At 37.7% G+C, this 23,560-nt stretch carries 21 protein-coding genes and 2 tRNA genes; 12 read left to right on the forward strand and 11 right to left on the reverse strand.

Annotated elements, in window-relative coordinates; translation table 11 throughout:
• Positions 1–86: 86 nt before the first annotated feature.
• Positions 87–2,186 carry an ATP-dependent zinc metalloprotease FtsH gene (gene ftsH / locus V3565_RS04250; RefSeq protein WP_455477973.1) on the forward strand — a complete coding sequence of 700 codons (2,100 nt, stop codon included), beginning with the start codon at positions 87–89 and terminating at the stop codon, positions 2,184–2,186.
• 504 nt (positions 2,187–2,690) lie between these two features.
• Complete coding sequence (glmM, locus tag V3565_RS04255; protein WP_455477974.1) at positions 2,691–4,046, forward strand: phosphoglucosamine mutase; 1,356 nt, start codon at positions 2,691–2,693, stop codon at positions 4,044–4,046.
• A gap of 381 nt (positions 4,047–4,427) precedes the next feature.
• On the opposite strand, the gene V3565_RS04260 is transcribed toward glmM, so the two are convergent.
• Entirely contained in the window at positions 4,428–4,865 is a 438-nt protein-coding gene (locus tag V3565_RS04260; RefSeq protein WP_455477975.1) for a hypothetical protein, read from the reverse strand.
• Between the two features lie 3 nt (positions 4,866–4,868).
• The gene (locus V3565_RS04265; protein ID WP_455477976.1) at positions 4,869–5,195 is read right to left on the reverse strand and encodes a DUF883 family protein; all 327 of its coding nucleotides are present in this window, start codon (positions 5,193–5,195) and stop codon (positions 4,869–4,871) included.
• Between the two features lie 474 nt (positions 5,196–5,669).
• Between V3565_RS04265 and V3565_RS04270 the strand changes: the two genes are divergently transcribed.
• Together V3565_RS04270 and V3565_RS04275 are read left to right on the forward strand one after the other, a co-directional pair.
• Positions 5,670–6,512, forward strand: a complete 843-nt coding sequence (locus tag V3565_RS04270) for a MotA/TolQ/ExbB proton channel family protein (RefSeq protein WP_455477977.1) — start codon at positions 5,670–5,672, stop codon at positions 6,510–6,512.
• Entirely contained in the window at positions 6,509–7,069 is a 561-nt protein-coding gene (locus V3565_RS04275) for a biopolymer transporter ExbD (RefSeq protein ID WP_455477978.1), read from the forward strand. The genes V3565_RS04270 and V3565_RS04275 overlap by 4 nt, the downstream gene beginning before the upstream one ends.
• Positions 7,070–7,256: 187 nt before the next feature.
• Here V3565_RS04275 and dut read toward each other — a convergent pair whose 3' ends face one another.
• From dut to V3565_RS04295, 4 genes are all read right to left on the reverse strand, one after another.
• Positions 7,257–7,817: a dUTP diphosphatase gene (gene dut, locus V3565_RS04280; protein WP_455477979.1), complete on the reverse strand. Its 561-nt coding sequence runs from the start codon at positions 7,815–7,817 to the stop codon at positions 7,257–7,259.
• Positions 7,818–7,954: 137 nt separating this feature from the next.
• Positions 7,955–8,800: a VIT1/CCC1 transporter family protein gene (locus tag V3565_RS04285; RefSeq protein WP_455477980.1), complete on the reverse strand. Its 846-nt coding sequence runs from the start codon at positions 8,798–8,800 to the stop codon at positions 7,955–7,957.
• A 719-nt stretch (positions 8,801–9,519) separates the two neighbouring features.
• Positions 9,520–10,092: a disulfide bond formation protein B gene (locus tag V3565_RS04290; protein WP_455477981.1), complete on the reverse strand. Its 573-nt coding sequence runs from the start codon at positions 10,090–10,092 to the stop codon at positions 9,520–9,522.
• 13 nt (positions 10,093–10,105) lie between these two features.
• The gene (locus V3565_RS04295; protein ID WP_455477982.1) at positions 10,106–10,714 is read right to left on the reverse strand and encodes a YqaA family protein; all 609 of its coding nucleotides are present in this window, start codon (positions 10,712–10,714) and stop codon (positions 10,106–10,108) included.
• A 178-nt stretch (positions 10,715–10,892) separates the two neighbouring features.
• Here V3565_RS04295 and V3565_RS04300 point away from each other — a divergent pair.
• Both V3565_RS04300 and V3565_RS04305 read left to right on the forward strand, forming a co-directional pair.
• Positions 10,893–10,977 (forward strand) — tRNA-Leu (locus tag V3565_RS04300).
• A gap of 966 nt (positions 10,978–11,943) precedes the next feature.
• The gene (locus V3565_RS04305) at positions 11,944–12,534 is read left to right on the forward strand and encodes a hypothetical protein (RefSeq protein WP_455477983.1); all 591 of its coding nucleotides are present in this window, start codon (positions 11,944–11,946) and stop codon (positions 12,532–12,534) included.
• 1,060 nt (positions 12,535–13,594) lie between these two features.
• Here V3565_RS04305 and V3565_RS04310 read toward each other — a convergent pair.
• From V3565_RS04310 to V3565_RS04325, 4 genes are all read right to left on the reverse strand, one after another.
• Positions 13,595–13,819, reverse strand: a complete 225-nt coding sequence (locus tag V3565_RS04310) for a hypothetical protein (RefSeq protein WP_455477984.1) — start codon at positions 13,817–13,819, stop codon at positions 13,595–13,597.
• A gap of 944 nt (positions 13,820–14,763) precedes the next feature.
• A complete protein-coding gene (locus tag V3565_RS04315) occupies positions 14,764–15,351 on the reverse strand; it encodes a hypothetical protein (protein ID WP_455477985.1) in 588 nt (195 codons plus the stop codon).
• 109 nt (positions 15,352–15,460) lie between these two features.
• Positions 15,461–17,446: a toprim domain-containing protein gene (locus V3565_RS04320; protein ID WP_455477986.1), complete on the reverse strand. Its 1,986-nt coding sequence runs from the start codon at positions 17,444–17,446 to the stop codon at positions 15,461–15,463.
• 1 nt (position 17,447) lies between these two features.
• A complete protein-coding gene (locus V3565_RS04325; RefSeq protein ID WP_455477987.1) occupies positions 17,448–18,482 on the reverse strand; it encodes a YdaU family protein in 1,035 nt (344 codons plus the stop codon).
• A 455-nt stretch (positions 18,483–18,937) separates the two neighbouring features.
• On the opposite strand from V3565_RS04325, the gene V3565_RS04330 reads away from it, so the two are divergent.
• The 4 genes from V3565_RS04330 to V3565_RS04345 all read left to right on the forward strand — a co-directional run bounded on the left by V3565_RS04330 (position 18,938) and on the right by V3565_RS04345 (position 21,495).
• On the forward strand, positions 18,938–19,255 hold the full coding sequence (locus V3565_RS04330) for an XRE family transcriptional regulator (RefSeq protein ID WP_455477988.1): 318 nt from the start codon (positions 18,938–18,940) through the stop codon (positions 19,253–19,255).
• Positions 19,256–19,573: 318 nt separating this feature from the next.
• On the forward strand, positions 19,574–19,963 hold the full coding sequence (locus tag V3565_RS04335) for a hypothetical protein (protein ID WP_455477989.1): 390 nt from the start codon (positions 19,574–19,576) through the stop codon (positions 19,961–19,963).
• Between the two features lie 6 nt (positions 19,964–19,969).
• Complete coding sequence (locus V3565_RS04340; protein ID WP_455477990.1) at positions 19,970–20,167, forward strand: hypothetical protein; 198 nt, start codon at positions 19,970–19,972, stop codon at positions 20,165–20,167.
• Between the two features lie 560 nt (positions 20,168–20,727).
• A complete protein-coding gene (locus V3565_RS04345; RefSeq protein WP_455477991.1) occupies positions 20,728–21,495 on the forward strand; it encodes a lambda exonuclease family protein in 768 nt (255 codons plus the stop codon).
• A gap of 14 nt (positions 21,496–21,509) precedes the next feature.
• On the opposite strand, the gene V3565_RS04350 is transcribed toward V3565_RS04345, so the two are convergent.
• A tRNA-Thr gene (locus V3565_RS04350) sits at positions 21,510–21,584 on the reverse strand.
• A gap of 165 nt (positions 21,585–21,749) precedes the next feature.
• On the opposite strand from V3565_RS04350, the gene V3565_RS04355 reads away from it, so the two are divergent.
• Both V3565_RS04355 and murA read left to right on the forward strand, forming a co-directional pair.
• Positions 21,750–21,902, forward strand: a complete 153-nt coding sequence (locus tag V3565_RS04355; RefSeq protein WP_455477992.1) for a hypothetical protein — start codon at positions 21,750–21,752, stop codon at positions 21,900–21,902.
• Between the two features lie 143 nt (positions 21,903–22,045).
• Entirely contained in the window at positions 22,046–23,341 is a 1,296-nt protein-coding gene (gene murA, locus V3565_RS04360; protein WP_455477993.1) for a UDP-N-acetylglucosamine 1-carboxyvinyltransferase, read from the forward strand.
• Positions 23,342–23,560: the final 219 nt, after the last annotated feature.

A 23,560-nucleotide genomic window follows, 5' to 3' on the forward strand; every position in this document is an offset into this window, starting at 1 on the left:
CTTCTCATATCTTGGCAAGGGATAGACAAGGTTATATGTTTAAGGATAATTCTTTAAGAATCTGTATTTGATTAAGTGGACCCGATATGAATTCCAATTACCGCTCTCTCCTTATTTGGGGAGTTATTGCTTTAATTTTGATTGTGTCATTTTCTTTCTTTAATGGGGAAAGTCAGCGCTCAGGAGGGGGAGAGATCTCTTATTCTGAATTTATGCGAAAAGCCGAGAATAACGAGCTGAAAGCCGTAACTATTCAAGGTCAGAAATTAACAGGACAAACAATTGAAAGCCGAATTATTTCAACTTATGCACCACGTGATCCAGAACTAATACAAAAATTAGAAAGCAGAAATGTCAATGTTAAAGCTGTTCCAGAAAGTTCTGGGAATGGTATTTTTCTTAATCTGTTATTTTCATTATTGCCAGTTATTATTATCGTCGGTGCATGGATATTTTTCATGCGCCAGATGCAAAGCGGGTCGCGCGGTGCAATGGGATTTGGCAAATCAAAAGCAAAATTGCTGAATGAAGCCCAAGGTCGCGTTACCTTTCAGGATGTTGCTGGTGTTGAAGAAGCAAAGCAAGATCTGCAAGAAATTGTAGAATTTTTACGTGAACCACAAAAATTTCAACGTTTAGGAGGGCGTATTCCACGGGGTGTTTTGCTTGTTGGGCCTCCGGGAACTGGTAAAACTTTGCTTGCGCGCTCTGTTGCTGGGGAAGCTAATGTGCCGTTCTTTACAATTTCAGGGTCAGATTTTGTTGAAATGTTTGTTGGTGTTGGTGCAAGTCGCGTACGCGATATGTTCGAACAAGCTAAAAAAAATGCACCTTGTATCATTTTTATCGATGAAATTGATGCCGTTGGACGTCATCGTGGCGCAGGATTAGGAGGGGGAAATGACGAACGCGAGCAAACTTTAAACCAGTTGCTCGTCGAAATGGATGGATTCGAACCCAATGAAAGCATTATTCTTATTGCTGCAACGAATCGTCCTGATGTTCTCGATCCTGCTTTGTTAAGACCAGGGCGTTTTGATAGGCAAGTTGTTGTGCCAAACCCCGATATTTCTGGGCGTGAACAAATCCTCAAAGTTCATGTGCGCAATGTGCCCCTAGCACCTAATGTTGATCTGAAAATCTTAGCAAGAGGAACTCCAGGATTTTCTGGAGCTGATCTTATGAATCTTGTCAATGAAGCTGCTCTTATGGCCGCTAGCCGCAATAAAAGAGTTGTGACTATGCAAGAGTTTGAAGATGCAAAAGATAAGGTTATGATGGGCGCTGAACGTCGTTCAACCGCTATGACACAAGAAGAAAAAGAATTGACCGCATATCATGAAGCAGGACATGCTATTGTAGCTCTTAACGTACCTGCCGCTGATCCTGTGCACAAAGCAACGATTGTGCCAAGAGGGCGAGCTTTGGGAATGGTTATGCAATTGCCTGAGGGTGATCGCTATTCCATGAGTTATCGGTGGATGATTTCTCGTCTGGCTATTATGATGGGGGGAAGAGTAGCCGAAGAATTGAAATTTGGAAAAGAAAATATCACATCTGGCGCTTCGTCTGATATTGAACAAGCTACAAAATTAGCGCGAGCCATGATTACACGGTGGGGATTTTCTGATCTCCTCGGTAATGTTGCTTATGGTGATAATCAAGATGAAGTCTTTTTAGGTCATTCTGTTACGCGGACACAAAATATCTCTGAAGAAACAGCGCGTATGATCGATGCTGAAGTGCGAAAGCTCATCGATGATGCTTATACAAATGCTACAAAAATTTTGAAAACAAAAAAGAAAGAATGGTTCGCTCTTGCTCAAGGTTTGTTGGAATATGAAACTTTAACCGGAGCCGAAATTAACGAAGTTATCGCGGGAAAACCCCCTTCACGAACACAGACAAAAGAAGGTGATTCTCCAAGATCATCGTCCGTTCCTAAAAGTGGAACAAGTAAAGTTGTGGCAAGTGAAATAGGGATAAAAGGTGATATTGAAACAGAGAAAACAAAGTCTGGTGATGTCAAGTTTAAAGAAGCCAAATCGAGTGGCAGTGAGAAAAAAACACGGAGCACAAAAAATACAGCGAAAGCTGCAAATTCTCCTAAGAATAGCATAAACAGTGAAAAAAAGTCGAATGTTGTTGAGCGTAAAGAAAAATCAACACCTTCTGATGATGCTTGATGGGAAATATTCTTTAAAAAACTCTTAGCAAAATTTGTTTAAGAAGGCGCAAGCTAGCTTGCGCCTTTGAAGTAATGTTTGAAAAAATATCTGAAAAGGGGAGATAGGATTTTGTTCATTCAGAAGGATTATATGTGAAAAAATAATTTGCTGTCTCCGGTTTTTCGAAACCTATGAGAAAGAAAGATGCAGTTTTTTGGAATATTATTTGAAATTTTATCTTTTTGACGAAGATATAAGATGGTTCCTTGATAGTATTCAATAAGGTATCACAGATGTCCGCTGGCGTCAGAATAAAGAATTTATTGGTATGTTAGGTATAGCAATATACTTACATTGGAGCCGGTTTGTGAGCCTTATAGGATAGGATATTTGTTCTGGAGGGAGCTTATGGTAGATTCTTTGATCATCTAAAAGAATCAAAAAACGCAAATGATCTCCCCTTATTGGAACAAATTTTATGGCAGCAATGCAAGAAAAAAAGCGCGTATAAAGGAAATCAGGATGGCACAAAAATATTTTGGTACAGACGGAATTCGGGGTAAAGCTAATGTTTTTCCCATGACACCAGATTTTGCCATGAAAGTAGGAATGGCAGTGGGAATTCTCTTTCGATCCCAGCATCAGTCACGGCGTGTGGTTATCGGAAAGGATACCCGTTTATCCTGTTATATGTTAGAAAATGCTTTGGTTTCAGGATTTACTGCTGCTGGAATGGACGCTTTTTTGTTGGGGCCGGTGCCAACGCCCGCTGTTGCTATGCTCTGTCGTTCATTGCGTGCTGATATTGGCGTAATGATTTCTGCTTCTCATAATCCATTCTATGATAATGGTATTAAACTTTTTGGTCCTGATGGGTTTAAGCTTTCAGATGATATGGAAGCACAAATCGAACAATTAATCGATACAGATCTTTCACAATCTTTAGCCAGTTGTGCAGAAATTGGCTACGCAAAGAGAGTTGAAGGCGATATTTACCGCTATATAGAATATGCTAAACGAACCTTGCCACGTGATGTTCGCTTGGATGCTTTACGCATCGTGGTGGATTGTGCCAATGGAGCCGCCTATAAAGCCGCACCGCGTGCTTTATGGGAATTAGGAGCAGAAGTCTTCGCTATTAATGATACGCCCAATGGGCTCAATATCAACAAAAAATGTGGGTCAACCGATTTGACCTCTTTAAAAGAGAAAGTTCATGAAGTGCGTGCCGATGTTGGAATTGCTCTTGATGGCGATGGAGATCGTGTTTTAATTGTCGATGAAAAAGCGCAAACCATTGATGGAGATCAGTTAATCGCGGTCATTGCTGAACACTGGCACAAAACTGGACGATTGCAACGTAATGGCGTTGTCACAACTATTATGTCAAATCTTGGGCTCGAGCGTTTCTTGTCCAGTAAAGGATTGGATCTTGTTCGGACAAATGTTGGAGATCGCCACGTTGTTGATGCGATGCGTCAGAAGGGATACAATGTCGGAGGTGAAGTTTCTGGGCATATTGTGCTGAGTGATTTTGGAACAACAGGCGATGGATTGGTGGCTGCTTTGCAGATTTTAGCCTGTATGCAAGAAAGCCAAACTTCTATGAGTCAGTTGTGTAGGCGGTTTGAGCCGGTGCCACAAATTTTAAAAAATGTAGAAATCAAAAATAAAAATGTGCTGAAAAAGAGTGCAGTTAAAACTGCAATCGGTCAGGCTATACAACGTTTGGGAAAGGACGCACGTCTTGTGATTCGTGCATCAGGAACCGAACCCGTTATCCGTATTATGGCTGAAGGCGATGATCAAGAAGCTTTTGATTCGGTTGTAACAGATATGATTAATGTGATCGTTCATCACGATACTGTCCCAAAATAGAACAATAATGATGAGAAGATCATGAATAGTCTTTTTGGAATTCCTGAATCAATCTCAAACAACAAAGTATGATTACTTTCCAATGGAACTTGGTCTGAATGGTTGTTTTTGTTATTAGCTGAACCAGCAGATAAATTTAGTCCCGTCGGATAGTCTTGAATACAGATTATCTTCAGGATTATCTTTCCCATAAAATGGTGAAATACCAGCTATTGGATTGTTGTCGGCTTTCAAGAATTGAACGTTGCTTTATGAGCGATGAAGGTGGAAGGATGAGGTGTTTCTTCAACATTTATGCGGGCATGGTTTGCAAAAAAGGCGCTCTTTCTTAAGATATAGAGAAAGCGCCTTTAAGGAATAAAATGCTAGAATGCACCTTTATTAAAAGTTGTCTTTTTTGTCTTTTTTCCACAAAAAATAGGTCGCAAGTCCAAGGATTGGAACACCTAATTTAGCAAAAGGAAGATGTTTGCTTAGCAGCGAAATACTTGAAAGCGTTGCATCTGCCATCAGCTTATTGCGCTGTTCTTCCAACTTCTTTTGTTGATCGTAACGCCAAGTCGCGTTGAGGATTTTACTCGCTAAAATACCTAACCCTGTTATAAAAAGCCAAATGAAAAACATTATACTGGCTGCTGTAAGAGGCTTTGTTATCGAACATAATGCGATAAAGCCAATAATACATAAAAATATCAAAGAGATAAGCAGTGAAATTCCAATGATTCCACAAAAAATCGCTTGAAAATACGCTTGCTTGACAGTGCTTTTTAATTCTCCACCAATAAGATGGTTGAAAAGCGGAGCGATAAACGTGTACATTGATTAACGACGCAATAATTGAGCGAGAACAAAGCCAAAGCTTGCTGCAAATAAAACACTTTTACTAGGGTTTTTGCAGACACATTGGTTGAGAGCTTGTTCAAAATTGTTTAGTGTATCTTTTGCTTGAGACACGATCGCTTCACTGCCCTCTTTGGCAGAGCTGTATAGTTTTTCAGCTTTATCTTTGGTTTCGTTTAATTTGCTGGCACCAAGATTTGTTAATGTTGAGGTGATACCAGAAATTTCATTACGTAATTTCTCTAATTGTTCTTGCAGATCTTTTTCTGTCATCATTTTGTTATTTTCTGCTGCTTTGTTGCTTGCCATGATGATATTTCCCTCTCTTAGTCATTGTTACTCATTATTGTATGTTCAATGTGATTATTTGCATTGGAGTAAAAAATTTTTACTGTCTTGGTAACGTTAAATAATTTTCTTAGTTCCATTGTTTGTGCAATTTAAAAGTATTTTTGATAGGTTTGATAAAGTGTATTTTGTTTGGAAATTTTGGTTGTACAAATGAGAAAAGTTGCAGTTATTTCTTGAGATCATTTTGTTCAGAAAATTTCTCCGATAAAAATTCTTTTGGGAAAAGATATTTGTTCAATAAGGTTATCACTTAGAAGAGATAGTCCTTGAAATAAAACTATACTTGATTTATCAAGTTTTATTCCTTAAATCGAACAAAGAATAACACTACGGGGAAGTGTTGTTGTGAAAGAGTAATACACAGTGGTGTGACAAGAGCGGTGACACAACTGTAAAGTCAAAAATGTAAGACCAAAATTGTATGAGATGGAAATGGAATCTGAGACAGTACCCTTAAACAGCACGTCTACTGCATTTGCTACACATGATTTTTCCCCTTTTTCTATGTTTATGGCAGCCGATTGGGTCGTGAAGGCTGTTATTATAACCTTATTACTGGCTTCTATAGTGTCTTGGACAATTGCTTTTGTTAAAATTATCGAAATTACCATTGCAAAACGAAGGGCACGTCATGAACTTAAATTGGTTCTTAATGCCCAAACTCTTACACGTCTTGTTGCTAGCTTGAAAGAAAGCAAAGGAGCCGGCGTGACTTTTTTAAAAGAAACACTGAAAGAAGTTTATTTTTCTACACAGCAGGTCAATTTCTCTGGTTCTGAAAATGCCAGTGGAAAACAATGCGAGCAAGCCGCTGCCTATGAAGACACCATGTCTTATGAGGAGATGACACGAGATGGGAAGATTACTCATGACATTAATGAGGGATTGAAGGAACGGGTACATTCACTTTTGTCGCGCTGCTTGTTAGCTGCAACACGTCGTGTGGCATGTGGAAGCTCTGTGCTCGCAACTATTGGCGCTATTGCTCCTTTCGTTGGTCTTTTCGCAACCGTCTGGGGAATTATGAATTCTTTTATCGGAATTGCCGAATCGCAAACAACACGGCTTGATGTGGTTGCTCCAGGAATTGCCGAAGCCTTGCTTGCAACGGCTATCGGACTTTTTGTAGCTATTCCTGCCGTGGTGATGTACAATAGCCTCATGCATGCTCTTAATGGTTATAGAAATGATCTAGGAGATATCGCCGCTGCTATTGAGAGGCTGTTGAGCCGTGAACTGGATAGATATAGACAGCAGAAAAGTCATAAACAATGAAAGTAAATTTTAACGACGATTGGAACCCCTCTGAAAATGGGTTGCATAACGAAATTAATGTAACGCCCTTTATTGATGTCGTTTTAGTATTGCTTATCGTATTTATGGTAGCTGCGCCTTTGATGACATCCGTTATTCCTGTTCAACTGCCTTCTATAACTCAAGCTGCGCCCGCAGTGCAAGCCGATGAACCTGTCTATGTGACTATGCAAAAAGACAGCTCTCTTTATGTGGGAGATAATCTTGTCAGCCAGACAGAGTTCGTTGAAGCTTTGTCTAAGAAAACAAATCAAAATTTAGATACAAAAATTTTAATAAAAGCTGATGCTGAGATCTCATATGGCATTGTTGTGGATTTGCTCGATAAAATTAAAAATGCTGGATATACCAAAGTTGGTCTGGTAGGCTTGCAAAAATCTTCAAATGCTATTGCAAAAAATACAGAAAATAACGCAACAGATGGCGTAGTTGTAGGGACAGGGGATAATGAGTCAGCGCGGACAATGGGTCATGTAGTCGATGACATGATTAATAATTCAACAGAACCTGTACAGTAAAAAGAAACCTGTATCGTACAGATTTTCCGCGCACAAAGAAATAACTAAGACGCAAAGAACAAACGTTTAAAAACAAACACTTGGCTATACAAAAAGGCATCCAAAAGGCATCCAAATGTATAGAACGTCCACTAAAAAATGTTCAGAAAAAATAGTGATTGAGTAATCGCCTGCTTAATATCCACTTTTAGTCGTGTCCCGTTGAACCAAAACCACCTGTACCACGAATTTTTGCTTTGTCTAGCGATGGAGTACCGTCTTGCGGAGCTGTTTCAATTGCACGAATATTAACTTGAACAATCGGTGCGATAACCATTTGTGCTATGCGCATTCCACGCTGAACAGAAAAATCTTCTTGCCCCAAATTTATGAGAAGAACTTTCACTTCACCACGGTAATCACTATCAATTGTTCCAGGAGTGTTTAAGCATGTGATGCCATGATGAAATGCTAAGCCAGAGCGTGGGCGTATTTGCGCTTCGTAACCATGCGAAAGGTGAAAGATAAGACCTGTTGGAATAAGAGCGCGCTGACCAGGAGCGAGAACAACGGTTTCTCCATCAGCAATAGCTGCTCGTAAATCAAGACCAGCAGAACCAGCTGTGGCATAGTTAGGAAGCTCTAGTCCTTGCCCATGCTCAAGAAGCTGAACCGATAAGGTCATTGGTTGTGAAAAGTGAGAGGGAGAAGGCGATGAAGAAGGAACCTGTTGGCTATTCAGGTGTGTATTAGCTTGCGTATGGGGCATGATCAAGGAATTTCCAAAATATAAAAAGGAACACTACTTTAACAAAAGCCCCCTCACAAAACAAGCAAGTAAAATCCGTAAATCTGAAATGATTCTTGGTGCTTGTTTTGCATTGTTTCTATTCTATGCACATTCAATCATATGCTACCAATAAAAATTCCTGTTGCAAAAACCAAAGCTCCACCAATGATAACTTGCAAAGATGCTCGCCAAAATGGTGTCGACATAAATTTATTTTGGATCCACACAATGGCCAATAGTTCAAAAAATACAATAATAAATGCAGTAATTGTCGCAATATAGAAAGAATTGATTAAGTAAGGAAGAGTGTGACCCAACCCTCCCAATGTTGTCATAATACCGCTGGCTATGCCTCTTTTAAGTGGAGAACCACGACCCGATAACTTACCATCATCATGGGCTGCTTCTGTAAAACCCATTGAAAGTCCTGCACCAATTGAAGCGGATAAACCTATCAAAAAGGTTTGATAGGTATCACCTGTTGCAAAAGCTGCTGCAAAAATTGGTGCAAGGGTGGAAACAGAGCCATCCATTAATCCTGCAAGACCAGGCTGAATCCACGTTAAAAGCATTTGTTTATGTGTTTTCGACGCATCTTGCGTGTGTCGACTTGTTTTCTCTTTTGTTTGAGAATTCGAAGGATGGTGCTTGGGATGGTGCTTGTCTTTTATCAAAGAGAGTTGCGCACACAACGAATCAATACTTTCTATACGATGATCACAGACTGCTGCATGATTCTTGCAGGAAAGGCAAAGAAGTTGCCTATAATTTTGAAGCTCTTGAAGACCCATCGCTGTAAAAATAGCTGCCTGCTTGGAAGAATAAGGCTCTAAAGCCTGCGCATATTTTAAATAGAGGGCTGCATGCTGCTCTTTCGATTTTAGGGAACGGATCATCATTTGTTGTGTTGCGCGAAAAGACAGCGCTTTGCGTTGTACAAATGAAAAGAAGGATTTTAACATTTGCTACATCCCAGTAATTTAGAATAATTCTAAAGATATAGAAAAAGGACAATAAAAGTCAATCTAAAATTCAAAAGTTGAAAAAGGCCTTGATAAGGAAAGAAGGATAAGGGATATCAGTTAGAAAGAAAAGTAAAGTAAAAAAGTGCACCAAAAGTGTGCGCAAAAAATAAGGAATATACAGAAATGTTGTTGATCATGCCAAAAAATCCTGTCGAAGGATCTCACGGCAAAGGGTGATAAAAACCATCTGCTTCCTCATGAACCGCTTTTTTTAAAGAAAATAAACAGTTTAATAAAGAGAATGTATGAGGAAAATTATCTGAAAAGATCTCGCTAATTCTTATGTCGATGCTCTTTATAAATTTAAAGAGAATGATCCTTTGTACAGAATGTTGAGATTTGCATCTCACTGATCTTGTCTTCACATATCCTTTTTTTCACACATAGTTGTCATATTCCATCATATCACGTGAGTTCTGAAACTAGATTATATCAGGGAGCGTGATAAATGAAGGCAAAAAGGAAAATGTGAGAATGTTATCTTGAAAGTCTGACAGAGCACTTTTTTCGCTTTTGTTGTTTGCCTGTTAAGAAAAAGCAAGGAAACTAGAGGATATTTGTGCTGAACAGAACAAAAACAACCAGAACACAAATATTTATAAATACGGGAAATAGGGAGTATTGATGCACAGTATATTTTTGCTTTTTTCGTGCAGTTACAATTTTTTGCAACCTGAAAAGAGCCCTTTTGAAGCAGCATAGAGACTAATAAGCATGTAAAATAAGCTAGCAACAGCATTCCAACCAGCAAACGACAGAGAGAGAAAATGCCCTAATGCTTCAGAACAGGAAGGCGGAAAGCGATTATTCAATTGATCAAGGAGCTGGTTTATATCCGTGACCAACTGTCGTTTAGATGCACCGCAACTCGGTGGAGCAGGCCAAAAGCCATATTCAACACCTACATGATAAATCGCTAAGACAAGGCTGATCGACATTAATACAAAAACGCATAAAAATAAAAGCCGTACCCAAGAAGATGTATTAAAAAACCATGCCCCCAAACCCGCTAAAATTAAAAATGGTATAGCACTATAGTATGGATAACGCTCAATGAGACATAAGTCACAAGGAAGATATCCTCCAATATATTCAAAACTAAGTGCTAAACCAATTGTGGCGGATAAGCAAAAAGCTAGAAAAAAAGCCCATAAACTTTGTTCTTTACTGCTTGGCTCTAAATAAAGATGCTTGTTTAAAGAATGCCGAAAACATGAAATGAAACCCATTGACTATTTTCCCCTAAAATAAATAGTTTTTGCGTAAAAGAACTATAAAAGTTGCATAAATCAATAAGAGGGTAATACAACCACCCAGGATAACCCATTTAAAATGACGGGAAAGAAAGCTTATCGCTTGCAAGCCAAAATGCTGAATCAACCATGCAATAAGATAAAAACGAGCCCCGCGTGCAAAAAAACAGATTATGATAAAAAGTCCAAGATGTACACCCACAACGCCTGCTAAAATCGTGGTAATCTTAATGGGTGGAATATGAAAAAAACCTGAAGTCATCAGCAAGATTACCATAAAATTCAGCGTAATACTGTTTTGTAATGCTTGAAAATTTTCAATTTTACCATAAAATTCCAAAATCGGTTTAGCTATACTGTCATATGCAAAATGACCAATGAACCAACCAAATATACCACCAAAGACAGAACATACAGTGGCAATAAAGGCATAGTAATACGCTTTCTTAGGATGAACAAGAGCCATCGGTATATACAATACATCCGATGGAATCGGAAAAACAGAGTTTTCAATAAAAGCAATAAATCCAAGCCAATGTGGTGCTGTGCGCCGATTCGCCAAAGAAATCGTCCAAAGTTTTAATTTGTTCAATATCATGAAAGATTCCACAAGCTTAGCAGGCAAAAAAACTCTAAAAGTTATACCAAATAAATTAGATAGGACAAAAATAATATGAATTCTCTAAAAAAGAGAAGTCTAGTGTTGACGAATCTATACTTCTTCATATAGTGCGGAGTAATAATGGGCAAGTCTGTCCGTTTTCTATTGTGGCGTTGCGGGTGTGGTGAAACTGGTAGACGCGCCAGACTCAAAATCTGGTTCCGAGAGGAGTGTCGGTTCGAGTCCGACCACCCGCACCATTCTCTCTTTAATAGATAATATATCCCTGTTAGCTTGTCTTTGTCTTGTTTGGTTAATATCTGAACACACCATATGCAATCTCTATGATAATATCTTAGTTTAAGATACATAGTGGGTGGTATAATTGGCACTGTATAGTGGCAGTTAAAAATATAAAACAGTACAGAAATTTTCTAATGGCTCAATCAATGAAAAAAGCCATCTTGTTGAGTGAGCCAGTATGCCATGTAAATAGGTAAGCGCTATATATCAGGACGATAAAGGATAAAATAAGCATATGATCTCATGATATCATAACTGCTCTTAAAATGGCTATAATCCAGAAATGCACACTTGTATCTACAAATGAGCGTTCTCTGTTGCATCAATCGCAAAGATGATTGTGCGACAAAATTGCAAGAACAATGATAATATCATAAGATCCTAGCGATAGTCAAAAATATGAGTTGAGCAAAATACTGTTAGTTTAGTCAAAAATATTTGAGGAAGAGGCTATTATAACATCTTGCTTGGTCGCGGATAGCGGATTATCCACGAAAAGATGCATAAGTTGCTATTGGAATGAAGCTCAATTTTATTGAAAACAAAATCTAATGCACAATTTTAACACATGTTTTAAGTTTATCATTTTTTTCATAACGTATACTTACATATACTCTGAATATTTAATCACAAATACTATAATAAAAGTTAGCAAATGCAGGGCGCTATTGTGAACAACCATGACAGATTATGTCGCTTGTAGATAAACAAAGATAAATGATATTATTCTAAATATAATGCATAGTTATATGGATATGATCGGTAATGAACAACAGCTAATATCAGCTTAATTATTATCGATTTTAACTATTTGTCATGAATATAAATTTTTCAAAAAAAACATTTTGATATATATTTTAATTATTTTAAATTTCAATTATATAGTAAATCATAAATTGATATTTATCAATAAGGTGCTTAAAATGAAATTAATAATTAAACAAATTGTATTTATTCTTTCTTTGTTAATACTTGCCTCTTGTGCAGTTACAAAGCTAAATGGGGTTATTGATCCAAGTTATAGGAATGTAAAACTAAAAAAGATTGTTGTTATGGGTCTTGGTATGTCACTTGCTGAAAAACAAAAACTAGAAAAGACCTTTAAAAAATCTCTTTCCCAGTACAATGTTCAAGTTTTAGGTGGATTAGATATTGCTCCTCCAACTCGAAATTATTCAGACAAACAAGTGTACAATACCGCAAAAAATATGGGTGTTGATGCTATTTTGACTGTTAATGTACATGATCGTAACGTGTCAGAAACACCGATAGTATCAGTCGATACAAGTGGTAGCTTTAAGAGCATACATAGCGTAATCCAACGTAGGACTGTGACAGAACCTGGTATGCGTGTTGATATATCTCTTAAAAGCGCTAAAAACGGAGAAAATATTTGGATAGCTGAGGGGGGTAGTTGGGGAGATGAGTTTACATCATTCTCTCATTTGATAGTTGATGTTGCTCAAACAACAGCAAAAAAATTGTGTCAAGAAGGGCTGATTGCTATAAATTAAGACCGTAGATAAACACAAAAACATCAAAGGGAAAAAAAGCTCTTCCCTTTGATGTTTCATTATATATATAGCAATTTTTGCTGGTTTGCTTGTAAAATTATCAATTGTTGCTTGTTAGCAGATTTACAATTACATTCTCGTTTTGTAGATGAAACCTGATTGGATACGAGTACTTTTCTCAATTTTTTTAAATTATGTGAGTATAAAGTCTAGAGCACAAAACGAATTAGTAGTGATATCCAAGTTTAGCATCATTTTCAGTTCAATAAAAAGTGATAAGTAGATTATCTCTACGCCTATAAGAATTTTGCATATATCTGTCATAACAATTTGCAAAATGTCTTGCCGATTGTACAAGGCATAATCCATTTCAGAACAATAAAATGAGGATTTCGTGTAGTATATGCAATATAATAGCAGATTTGATTATGGTTGGTATTCTTGTTTCTGCTGGCAATACTACCGATGCAATAAATTGTGAAAATATAATTTTAAGGCAAAAAGACCAGAACAGAGCACTATAAACGAATAAAAATCGCCCAAATAAATGCTTGATGAAGCGTTAAATGTTTCATCTGCGAAAAATGAGTATAATATCTAAAAATAAAACTTTATCACTGTTATTAAAATTTTCTTAATAAGATAAGCAATAAATATATTCTTAATACATAGAAATAATAGATAAAATTTAAAAAAATATAAAATAATTATAACATTTATAAAAAATTATACTCATAATTTACTTAGTAATTCTCTAATAAAAAAGACTAATAATAAATTTCGTATAAATAAGCATTTGAGAAAAATAAACCCTTATGCATTAAAATACGTTATAATTATATCTTATCTAAACAGAAATATAGATGAAACAAAAATCCAAACAAAAAGAGCAATATAAAAGATATAATACATAGTTCTATTTTTAATACATAACTATGTATTATAAACTACATTGATTAAATGGTAAATGCAAAATAAGAAAAGTGATTGTGTAAAACACATATAATAAAAATTATAAACTAAATTGTAATGTACAGTAATTTTATATTTATTCATATAATTACTCTGTTATTTCTTCTGATATTTCATTATTAGTTTCAGTCTCTGATGTATTAGATGAATCATTCGATTCGTTAGTCTGTGTATTAATATGTAAATCAGCTTTATAAGCAGTAAAATTTGAAATAAAAGGGTATTGTTGTTGAACAACACGTTCAGATGTTTCAAGAGCAAAAGCTAATCCGCTAGTAATTGCACCAGCTATAAAAAAATATTTAGTATTCATGTTTTTTCCTTTAATGTTTTATTGTTAAAAAAAACATCCATAATGGATTTATATATAATCCATTTTAAATAATTTATAGTAAAAATGCAATAGACATAATAAATAATGAAATTCGTCTATAATTTAATATGTGTTATTCTTTTATTATAGGGGAATTATTTGAAACTATATTTCATTTATTAGTAAAATAAATTTAAAAGATTCATACATGAAATTGTACAAAAATAGATATTTAGAAATTCCTTGTTTGTACCATCTGAAATATAAGTATAAGAGTGGAAAATTCAGCAAATACTGTATGCGTGAGAGCCCCAAGAGAGGATGAATTCAGTAAAAAATTGCAGTAGGTAAGAAGAATTGCAGAAGAAGAATTGCAGTAGGTAAGAAGATTGTAGTTTCTACATCCTATACTGTTTGGTTGCTGTATCTATGATGGATGATTTTTGTCGTTCTAGTATTAAACGATGATTATCTATGAGAGTGGATGAGAAGATAAAGTTATGCCAAAGCAAAAGGAAATAAAAACTCTATAGTGATTGAGAAAGTCATGAGACAAAATAACTAGGAAATACTGATTCGACAGATCAGGATTGTGATGATGTTTATAAATTTTCAATATTGCTGTGCTTTTGCATTTAAATAGTCCCTTAATCGCGTGTATGGTTTATTCTCAAATTATTTTTTAATGTATATATTCATTTCCCTATTGAGTGGTTGTTGAATGGTTTTGGCTGATTGATAATGAAGAGTGCTTGAAATCAGGAAATGCTACAGGGTTAAGTGGTTTGACTTAATATTTGTAACGATTCAGTGAGAGTAATAATTAAAGTGTTAGTGCCATTTTGTCTTTTTTTGAGTTTGTTCCGTGCAATATTTATTGCTATCATAATCAATTCGTTATGTAATGCCCCCAATTTGCCGTGCTTCTGTTTAAAGGGGAAAGATCATTCAGGGTATTTACGGCTTGCATATCCCCAATGAGATGCCAATAGGTTTAGACAATCTCGTAAATGATCAGCAAGTGAGTTTTGTTTGCGTTTTAAAGGACTTAAATCTTTTATCGCCTGACCGTGACCAACAACTTGCTCAACCAGTGAATAACCAAGGACACCAAGCAGAACCTTGATTTTTTGTAAATGATTTGCTGCCTCTATTTGGCATTCAATTGGATGGATATAACTCTTGTTACTGTCAACCTTTTGACGCGTGTAATCAGGACTCATATGGAGATCAGCCCGACTTTGCCGCCAGTAAGCATAAAAATGTTCCGCTGCTCTATATTGCGCCTTACTGATATGACCTTTCATATATAAAAGTGCAATGGGACGGCTGTGGACATTAGTAATGGCGACAATGGTCCGTGGATTGCTAGAATTTTCTGGATATGATGGCTGAAAATACGGATTACTCGTTTCAATAGGGACTTCTTCTGTTTTTAAGTGACCAATGTGCTGTTTCTCTTTATTGGAAAAGGAAGAAGAGTAGGCTGATTTGCTTCTTTTTTTATTATCTTTTTGTTCTTTATGGTTCATGTTAGTTCCTTAAAATACTAATCTGGTTATGTGCGGAAAGAGATGGAGTGCTGTTTATTAGCTGTTGGAGAAGAGAGTGCGAATATTATCTTAAAGAGATGGTATATCCCTAGGAAGTCGCGTTTTGTTTTGTGTCGAAAGGCTCCATGGGAGTCATTTCTTGGTTTTTTTTGTTGGTACATGCAAGATAATTTCGTGAATGCAGGGCGAACTCAGAAGAACAACGATAACGATAAGTCTGTTGGTCAAACCAAAGACCAATTTTTCCTTCAAAATCTCCTGAACGTTGCTTGGCAATATTCATAATTACACCTGGGCGTTTGGATAGATTTGCTTTTTCTTCCGCTTGCGATGATGCAAAAATCTTGTCCTCTAACGACCGATTGCGCCAAATGGTAATAATGTTAAATGCGTTGGCGCCAATTTCTGAAGCCCCTTTAATATCTTCAGCGTTGGGGATATCTTTCTCTAATCCACCTTTGCGTGTATGAGCAACAAGATGAATGTGAACAGCGTTTAAAATCGCCCAGTCAACCATTTTATAAATCGCTTGTTCTTGCTCTACATAGTTGTCTGAAGCGATGCCTAGCCGCATTAAGCTGTCAATGATAAATTGATCACAACCATAGCGCGCGCGGCAATAGTCAAAAACATTGAGCAAAGTGTCGATACTCGATTTACCAACATGCTCATAAAGGATAAGACCATTATCTAAAAAACGCAGAATCTGATCAATCATGTCGCTTGTCGGCTGCTCTAAGCCTCCCGTTTGTTTCGTTAAACGGCGCAGAGATTGTTCTCCCTTCATCTCTAATGAAGCTAAGCAAATGCGGCTATTTTGTGCAATCCAATGGGGAATACAGTCTGACAATAGTTGACTCTTGCCTACACCACTTGCTCCGCTCCAGAGCGTTAATTCCGCCGGACGAAAATAAAGCTTGCCGTTTAGTTTAGGGTAAGGAACCGTGTAGCCAAGATGCTGTTCAGGAACCGGCCAAAATAGTTTTATTACTTTATCTTTATATTCCGAGGCGTGTCGTAATCCCTCCGGTGCAAAATTTTTTGCTGCTGAAAAAGCTGCAGCAATGGCGGTCGCATCAACACCCGCGGTTAAACATTCATTCGCATCCTTATGGGGTAAGCATACACGGTAACAACGATGACGACCAAGGCGATGAGCAATTTCACGCGCCGCTTCTTCCCCAGGAGAGTCCATATCCGTGGCTAAAAAAATAGTCTCAAAAGGTTCTAAATTATCAAATTCATTTTCAATCCAATTTTGTTTACCTTTGCTGCCTCCTCCAAACGGAACTGAAACCGCCGGATATCCATAGGCAGCTAACGAAAGTGCATCAATTTCTCCTTCAGTTATGACGATTGTACGATTTGTGAAAGGAGGAGAATTATTTACCAAAACAGAAGCTCTATCTGTTGCAGCAAGGGGATGATGAAGAGAAATGGGTGGCTTGTTTACCAAACCAGAAGGTCGATCCGTTACAGCAAGAGGATAATTCATCAGGATAATAGCTTGCCAGCCAAATAAAATTGGCTCACATTGCGATGCTGTCGGTTTTGCTTTTGCATCTGCTTGTGCTAGCCGCTCTTTGACTAAAGCAAGTGTACCGTCAGGCTTATAAAATGGGAAAATGATTTTTTTTCCATCTTCTCCTACGCGGTAACGCTTTAAAATATCAAGGGGAATACAGCGCTCTTTGTGTAGGTAAGTTTTTACCAAATTTTGCGGTGAATTTGCAACTGGAAGTGGTGGACGTCGATACGAACGATGAGGTGCCATAAAAGGCCTAGGACGGGGTATATTGAGATAAGTGCGTGCTTCCTCTAATGCTTGAGAGAGGCTTATCCCTTTGACCGCACACCAAAGATCTAAAAGATCACCTCCAATGCCTTCCGCAAAATCATACCAAAGACCCGCTTTATGCCCGTTTAAACACACTGATAAACTTTGACCAGCTTCACCTTGAATGTTGCCTACAATCCAATCATTGCCACGTTTACGACCTTGTGGAAGAAGCATTGCTGCAATCGATCCAGCTTGAGACGAAAGCTTTTGTTTTATCTCACAAATTGTACTCATGTTAATTCGTGCGGTAGTTAATGAGACTCTGGTAAAGAGCATCATCGTTGTTATAGCGTTGTTTGGTAACAGAATGAGAGGGAAGAATAGCCAGTCTTTCCTGATTTTCTTTTATTCGTTCAATTTCACGGCGAAACCAATTGCGCCACGTGGCTTGCCAATCTGCTTTAAGCGCCTCTTTCCCGCTCTTTGCTTGCCAATAATCACGAAATTTTTTTTCTTGCCAATGTGCTTGCTCTTCACTCAAACCTTCCGAGATTGCCGCATCAATGTCTGCGATCCAGTCAGCCGGAAGACGTGTGCCCTTTGGTGAAGTTGTTTGTCTACTCATTTTCCCAACAGGAGGGGAAGCGTTTTTCATGCCTCCAATTGGGGCGCAAATTTTCTCCGCGCTTCCAACAGGGGCGCAAATATCCCCCGCGCTTCCAACAGGGGAAGAACAATGCTCTGTTGCCTCTTGTCTGGTGTCCGTAAAGGGCAAAGAAAGGTGCGGAAATGTTTCTGCTTGCACACTTTCTTCTTTTTCCATACAGGAAGCAACCAATTTCTTTTCTGAAACACCGTTAGGTGTTTCCTTTTCTTCTTCTTTCTGAGCTTTTAAATTAGGTTCATCATCTCTTGCCTTTTCGTTGAGCAGTTGTTGAAATTGGGCATTGATTTTTTTGCGTTTTTGTGCCGAAGAACGTCCAGCAAATGATTTTTGTTCAAGCAATTTTTTGCGCTCGTGGAATACATTTTCGCAGCGCTTATTCCAGAGCCCGTCTGCTAAATTCAAAATTTTTCCCTCTCGTATTAGCATTTCTAATGCATTCACAAAAGTTCTCTTGTCACAACCACAAAGACGCGCTAAACGTTCAACTGATAACTTTAAAGGATGTCCCCGTGCATACATTTCATTGAGTAAAATCGTGTAAATTCCAATTTCATGTGCGCGCATTCCACGCACCCCGCCGAGAAAGTCATTCTGATACCAACAAACATAAGGAAGAGTTGACGATTCGTAGTAGGGAGTTTCTTGTTGATTGGCGTGTTTCATACTTCAATCTACTTTCTTCTTTTTTTATATATTTTCATCCGCAATCAAATAAGAAACAGTGTTTTTGTGTTTATTGGTATTCGATTAAAGGTTATGTTGTAATAAAGTGTTTTTTGTTTTATTGCGGTTTGTTCTTTTAGATGACAGCTCTTTAGCTATTTATTTATGAATTCTCAAAGCTGATTAGACGTATTTTAATCTACGCAATCCGACAGTTTGAGAGCGCGTAAATAATGAAGGATAAATAGTACAATATTCTAAACGCATAGGTTTTCGGAGGTGCCTTTTTGCATTCTTTGGGGTGATATAAATTGTCTTTGTAATTTAAAAACAAGCTTTTATTCCTCTCCCAAAAAATAGAGTGCTTTTTTAATTTTATCCTCTTTAAAGGATAATGCAAGTCTATTTTGCAAAAGGACGTGTCTTTTTTTTTAAGACACGCTATATGGTGAAACATGAATATCAATGGTTGGCGTCAAAGATTGCACGCAGCACTTGAAAAAAGTGGACGGTCAAAAAGGTCTATTTCTCTTGCAGCCGGAAAGGGGGCTGGGTATCTTCATTCCATTCTTACTGAAGGGAAAGAGCCAACTATTGAGTCACTTGCTCGCGTCTGTCATGAAATTAATGTCAGTATGAATTATATCCTTTGTGGAGATGGTGCTAGTTTTGAAGATAAAGAATTCATTGATCTTATTTCAAAACTTTCTCCGGAGGAGCGTCAGGCGATTTTAACTCTCTTGCGTCGATCAATTGGCGAAGCAGAAGAATAACGCTTTTCTGTGTCTTTTGATCCAGAGTGCACCAATATTGTATCAATTCTAAATCACTCATTTTAGCTCTCCTGCCTGTTTGTGGTTGTGTTGAGTAAGAACAAATAAAGAACAATGCGAGAACAATAGGTGAACAAAGTATGACAGGTTTTTATTCACACATACTGGTTGAATATCGTAAACACTGAAAATATATCTTTTATTAAGGATAAAATCATTGACATATCTCCCATAGAGGATATAAGACTAACGCTATATTTAACTATGTCAAGATAAAGCATTGCTTTATTAACTATCTCAAAGAAAAGGAGGGGGATTATGAAAAATATTTCATTCGTTAAAGAGGATGAGATTATTGTCATTCTTTGTGATGATGAAAATAATGATGTCTATGAAGGGCCTATCGATCAAGCAGAAGAAGTACTTGAGCTTGTCGAAGAGCGTGATACTGTTCATCGAATCCTGCGACTCGATCTCACAACACTTCATGCAGATGATGTGAGCGAACAACTTGCTGATATATATGTGCAAAACAACGAAATTAATGAACAAAATACACAACTTCAGCCTTTTATTCTCAATAGCGACGCTTATCACACATATTTAGATGAAAAAGTTGCTCGCGATTACGAAAATAATCTCTATGGATCATATGAAAAACAGCATCGATTGCGTTCGTGTGATGTGCTAAATGATTATTGGTGGTAATAGATCATGCCAAGTTATCTCAAAACTATATATCGGGGAGTCCCTCTTTATTACGCTGGAAATACCCAAAATATAATCAGACTCGATCCACAAAAACATAAAGCGGTGCTTTTCATATCACAAAAAGCTGCAGAGTATATGGCAGGAAATCTAGCTAAAAAATATCTCCGAAACGATTTTTTCGTTGTTCAACAATCTGATTGAAGATCATCCGCATTTCGGTCAATAAATCAAAAAATATTCAATTTTAGCACTTCTTTAATTCGGTCGATCAGTAATTTGGTCGATCGTTTTTCTAAGACAGGATATAAAAGGCTCAAGAAAATTTCATAAAAAAAGTAAGGGGTTGTGCTTTATGGAATGAGCAAAGGGGGTAAATCAAAAAATACAGGCATTGTCCGCAAAATGCTGAGAAAATAACTAGATCATACAAAAACCGAGAAGAGTATATATGGCACACCATACAATAAAAAATGTGCCAAAAAAATATGAAAATTTCTGCTCTTTATCAGAAAATAAAATGTGGATACCACATGAAAAAGAGAAAATACTCTAAAGTAAGCAAGTAAGCAAGCGAGCAAGTGAGCAAGTAAGCAAGTGAGCAAGTGAGCAAGCGAGCAAGTGAGCAAAAGTCGCTTCCAATAAATTGCAGAAAATAAAATTCAAGATAATCAATCCAACTCTTTATCACTCGCAAAGTATTTTAAAAATAAGAGCGCAATGCAAAAAAAGCGCTCAAAAATGGATGGGGGTACAAATTTATTATGCCAATTATTGTCAATTGTGTGCAGGGAACTTCAGAGTGGCATCAAGCGCGAAAAGGTTTAATTACCGCTTCTTTATTTGAAATGGTCGTGGCAAGAAAAAAACAAGGACAGAAAACCCAAAAATACTATTCTGTCATGATGAAACTGGCTGGGGAAAGAATCACTGGAAAAACCGTGGAAGAGGGAACAACCATTGCTATGAGGCGTGGGACAGAATTAGAACCAAGCGCACGGCAGCTCTATGGAATGCTCACTAACACAGAACCCGAATGTGTCGGGTTCGTTTTGGCTGATGATCGCATGAAAGGCTTTTCTCCAGATGCTTTTATCGGAACAAATGGGCTATTAGAAATCAAAACCAAAAAACCAGAAATCCTGATTCCTTATTTTTATCAAAAAGGCTTCCCTGAGGAGCATAAAGCACAGTGTCAGGGAGGTTTATGGATTGCTCAACGTGAATGGGTGGATTTGATGCTTTATTGGCCTGATATGCCGCCTTTGATTAAGCGTGCTTACCGTGATGAAGCCTATATTCGTAAACTCGAAAGTGAAATTGCCCGTTTTAATGAGACCTTAGAAAAAATGGTACATCAGATTAAAAATGCAGATGCAAGAGAAGAAAAATACATGGGAACTATTTTAGGAGCAGAAGGCGATTTTGCAAAAAATTTGGGATGGGACGAGTATCAAGGACAAGAATCACACCGCCAAAAAATACGAAAACAAGTTGTTAATAAAATGCGAACAAGAATTATCAAAAGATAAAGATAACAAAATAATGGTGCTGCGAGAGAGGATCGAACTCTCGACCTCTCCCTTACCAAGGGAGTGCTCTACCACTGAGCTACCGCAGCATCTTTAAATCCATGCGCCGCCTTGTGCCATATTGTAAAAAAATAGGCAAGAGAGCATTTGTCTATGCTTGCAAGAAAATTAATCTTGTGTCATGACGGGTTAGCCTTACATAACAGCAACGCATGGTTCTGATAAGACAAACACTGCTCAAAGACTGTACAATAATGATACATTTGCATCCAAATACAACAGAAGACAAAATTAACTCCCAAAGCGAAAAAGAAAAAAAACGCCAAGAAAGACTGGCACAGCAATTGCGAGAAAATTTAAAACGCAGAAAAGAACAAAATCGAAAAAGATCACAAAAAGAAGCTTGAAAAGACTTCTAATTTTGTTTTTTTTACGGCATCTATGCAACCTCTCTTTCAAAGATTCGTTCTAAAATTATGGCAAGACAATAACTTCCCAAAGAGTCAAAGTCTTTGGAAGGGGTAGCTCAAAGGGAAAGAGTAAAACTACTATGGATTCTATTCAGATCGTTGGCGGAAAAAGCCTAAGAGGAGAAATTCCTATCTCAGGCGCAAAAAACGCCGCATTGCCTCTTATGATTGCCTCTTTGCTGACAGAGGATACTCTTACTTTAGATAATATTCCTCATCTCGCAGATGTCGAGTTGTTAATCCGTATCCTGAATAATCACGGTGTCGGATATACCGTCGAAGGACAGAAAGAGCATCACGATTGTGTCGGAGCAAGAACAATCCATTTTACTGCACAAAAAATAACAACAACACGTGCACCATACGAACTCGTTAAAAAAATGAGGGCAAGCTTTTGGGTGATCGGGCCGCTGCTCGCACGATGCAGAGAAGCCTATATCTCATTGCCGGGAGGATGCACTATCGGAACGAGACCTGTCGATTTTATCCTCGAGGGACTAAAAGCTCTAGGCGCACAGGTTACTATCGAAAATGGATATGTACATGCTAAAGCGCAAAAAGGACTCAAAGGAGCACAGTACCGATTCCCTAAAGTTACTGTTGGTGGAACTCACGTTATGCTCATGGCAGCTGCAACCGCAAACGGAACAACTATACTGGAAAATGCCGCTCGTGAGCCAGAAGTCATAAATCTTATCCAAGCTCTTAATGCAATGGGCGCAAAAATAACCGGGGAAGGAACAGAAACAATAACTATAAAGGGCGTCGAAAAACTCAATGGCGCAAGAGTACGTGTCATCGCTGACAGAATCGAAGCAGGTACTTATGCTATGGTCGCTGCTATGACCGGAGGAGACGTCTTCCTAAAAAATGCAGATCATAATCATCTTACAAAAGTGATTGAGATTCTAAAAAAAACAGGCCTCGATATCAATATAAAACCTGAAGGAATTCACGTTAAACGAAATCAGCGGAAAACAAAAATAATGCCTGTGGATATCTCAACAGGCCCTTATCCCGCTTTTCCAACCGATCTGCAGGCGCAATTTATGGCGCTGATGACCTGTGCTCAGGGAACTTCTCGTATCACCGAAACTATTTTCGAAAATCGATTCATGCATGTGCAAGAACTAACTCGTCTAGGCGCTCAGATCAAACTCGATGGACAGACAGCAACCGTCTATGGAACCAAAAATTTGCAAGGTGCTCAAGTCATGGCAACAGATTTACGTGCTTCCGTTTCTCTTGTGATTGCCGCACTCGCCGCAAAAGGAGAAACTGTCGTAAATCGTGTGTACCATCTCGATCGTGGATTCGAACGCTTGGAAGAAAAATTAGCTAGGTGTGGTGCTATCATTCAACGAATAATAGTTTAAGTCTTCAAGAAAATTAATGGTATAGACGATTGCTGAATGCGTCTTCTTAAGAGAACATTCAAGGAATGATGCGATGGGAAACAAAATGTCTTATAAAATACTCGCATGAGAAAAATAACTGGACGATGCAGAAAAATCATGGGAGAAAAGGACTGTAATGAATTATAAAAAAACTGCTCATAGCGCCTGTTTTAGTCTTAAACAATAGTACAAAAAAGC

The sequence above is a fragment of the Bartonella sp. B10 genome, from assembly GCF_053794435.1.